Source organism: Paracoccus solventivorans (genome assembly GCF_900142875.1).
GTDB lineage: Bacteria > Pseudomonadota > Alphaproteobacteria > Rhodobacterales > Rhodobacteraceae > Paracoccus > Paracoccus solventivorans.
Genome location: NZ_FRCK01000021.1, coordinates 1 through 2,500, shown reverse-complemented (window position 1 = coordinate 2,500; position 2,500 = coordinate 1). Strand labels below are relative to the sequence as shown.

1 tRNA gene and 2 rRNA genes (1 of these 3 cut by a window edge) are annotated in these 2,500 nt (G+C 56.2%); all 3 read left to right on the top strand.

The window, feature by feature from the left end:
• Window positions 1-2,129: ribosomal RNA gene (locus BUB57_RS16150) — 23S ribosomal RNA — on the top strand; it begins 701 nt to the left of the window's first position.
• Between the two features lie 87 nt (window positions 2,130-2,216).
• Window positions 2,217-2,331: ribosomal RNA gene (rrf, locus tag BUB57_RS16145) — 5S ribosomal RNA — on the top strand.
• Window positions 2,332-2,423: 92 nt separating this feature from the next.
• Window positions 2,424-2,500 (top strand) — tRNA-Met (locus tag BUB57_RS16140).

Genomic DNA, 2,500 nt, shown 5'->3' with positions numbered 1-2,500 from the left:
AGATGATCTAGCCATGTGCAGGCTGAAGGTTGGGTAACACCAACTGGAGGGCCGAACCGACACCCGTTGAAAAGGGTCCGGATGACGTGTGGCTAGGGGTGAAAGGCCAATCAAATCTGGAGATAGCTGGTTCTCCGCGAAAGCTATTTAGGTAGCGCGTCGATTGTATTCTCCCGGGGGTAGAGCACTGCATGGATGATGGGGGCCCACAGCCTTACTGAGTCTAAGCAAACTCCGAATACCGGGAAGAACTGATCGGCAGACACACGGCGGGTGCTAACGTCCGTCGTGGAGAGGGAAACAACCCTGACCAACAGCTAAGGCCCCCAATTCGTGGCTAAGTGGGAAAGCATGTGGGATTTCCAAAACAACCAGGAGGTTGGCTTAGAAGCAGCCATCCTTTAAAGATAGCGTAACAGCTCACTGGTCTAGACAAGAGATCCTGCGGCGAAGATGTAACGGGGCTCAAGCCACGAGCCGAAGCTTTGGGTGCACGTATGTGCGCGGTAGCGGAGCGTTCTGTGATATAGAACGCTGCCTCTTCAGCATCGCAAGATGTTGCGGAGGCAATGTTCTGACTGTGAAGCCGGGCTGTAAGGCATCCGGTGGAGTGATCAGAAGCGAGAATGTTGACATGAGTAGCGACAAACAGGGTGAGAGACCCTGTCGCCGAAAGTCCAAGGGTTCCTGCTTAAAGCTAATCTGAGCAGGGTAAGCCGGCCCCTAAGGCGAGGCCGAAAGGCGTAGTCGATGGGAACCAGGTTAATATTCCTGGGCCAGGAGATGGTGACGGATCCTCAGGGTTGTTCGATCTTAACGGATTGATCGGGCAGCTGCGGGGTCCCTGGAAATAGCCCTCCATGAGACCGTACCCGAAACCGACACAGGTGGACTGGTAGAGAATACCAAGGCGCTTGAGAGAACCACGTTTAAGGAACTCGGCAAAATACCTCCGTAAGTTCGCGAGAAGGAGGCCCGGTTGTCGCGCAAGCGGTGGCCGGGGGCACAAACCAGGGGGTGGCGACTGTTTACTTAAAACACAGGGCTGTGCGAAGCCGCAAGGCGACGTATACAGTCTGACGCCTGCCCGGTGCCGGAAGGTTAAAAGGAGGGGTGCAAGCCCTGAATTGAAGCCCCGGTAAACGGCGGCCGTAACTATAACGGTCCTAAGGTAGCGAAATTCCTTGTCGGGTAAGTTCCGACCTGCACGAATGGCGTAACGATCTCCCCGCTGTCTCAAACGTGGACTCAGCGAAATTGAACTGTGTGTGAAGATGCACACTTCCCGCGGTTAGACGGAAAGACCCCATGCACCTTTACTATAGCTTCGCACTGGCATCAGGATTGTGATGTGCAGGATAGGTGGTAGGCTTTGAAACCGGGACGCCAGTTCCGGCGGAGCCTCCCTTGAGATACCACCCTTCGCACTCTTGATGTCTAACCGCGGTCCGTTATCCGGATCCGGGACCCTGCGTGGTGGGTAGTTTGACTGGGGCGGTCGCCTCCCAAAGAGTAACGGAGGCGCGCGAAGGTTGGCTCAGAGCGGTCGGAAATCGCTCGTTGAGTGCAATGGCAGAAGCCAGCCTGACTGCAAGACTGACAAGTCGAGCAGAGTCGAAAGACGGCCATAGTGATCCGGTGGTCCCGAGTGGAAGGGCCATCGCTCAACGGATAAAAGGTACGCTGGGGATAACAGGCTGATGATGCCCAAGAGTCCATATCGACGGCATCGTTTGGCACCTCGATGTCGGCTCATCTCATCCTGGGGCTGGAGCAGGTCCCAAGGGTACGGCTGTTCGCCGTTTAAAGAGGTACGTGAGCTGGGTTTAGAACGTCGTGAGACAGTTCGGTCCCTATCTGCCGTGGGTGTAGGATACTTGAGAGGAGTTGCCCCTAGTACGAGAGGACCGGGGTGAACGTTCCACTGGTGGACCTGTTGTCGTGCCAACGGCACAGCAGGGTAGCTATGAACGGACAGGATAAACGCTGAAGGCATCTAAGCGTGAAGCCCCCCTCAAAACAAGGTATCCCTTGAGAGCCGTGGAAGACCACCACGTCGATAGGCCAGAGGTGTAAGCGCAGCAATGCGTTCAGCTGACTGGTACTAATGGCTCGATTGGCTTGATTTGATCCGGAAGAAGACAGTCCGTCTTCTCCAAAGCATCCTTGGACAACACCTGCCCCGAAAGGGGCAACGCTGAGCGTTTCTTCCCCGGTCTGGTGGCCATAGCACGAGCGAAACACCCGATCCCATCCCGAACTCGGCCGTTAAGCGCCGTCGCGCCAATGGTACTGCGTCTCAAGACGTGGGAGAGTAGGTCACCGCCAGACCTGGAAAGAAACGCTAGTCTCTCTGAAACGATGACCACACCCCCGCAGCCCAGATCCAGCGGGGACCGCTGCACACAACACGCAGCAACAGTCGCGGGGTAGAGCAGCCCGGTAGCTCGTCAGGCTCATAACCTGAAGGTCGTAGGTTCAAATCCTACCCCCGCAACCA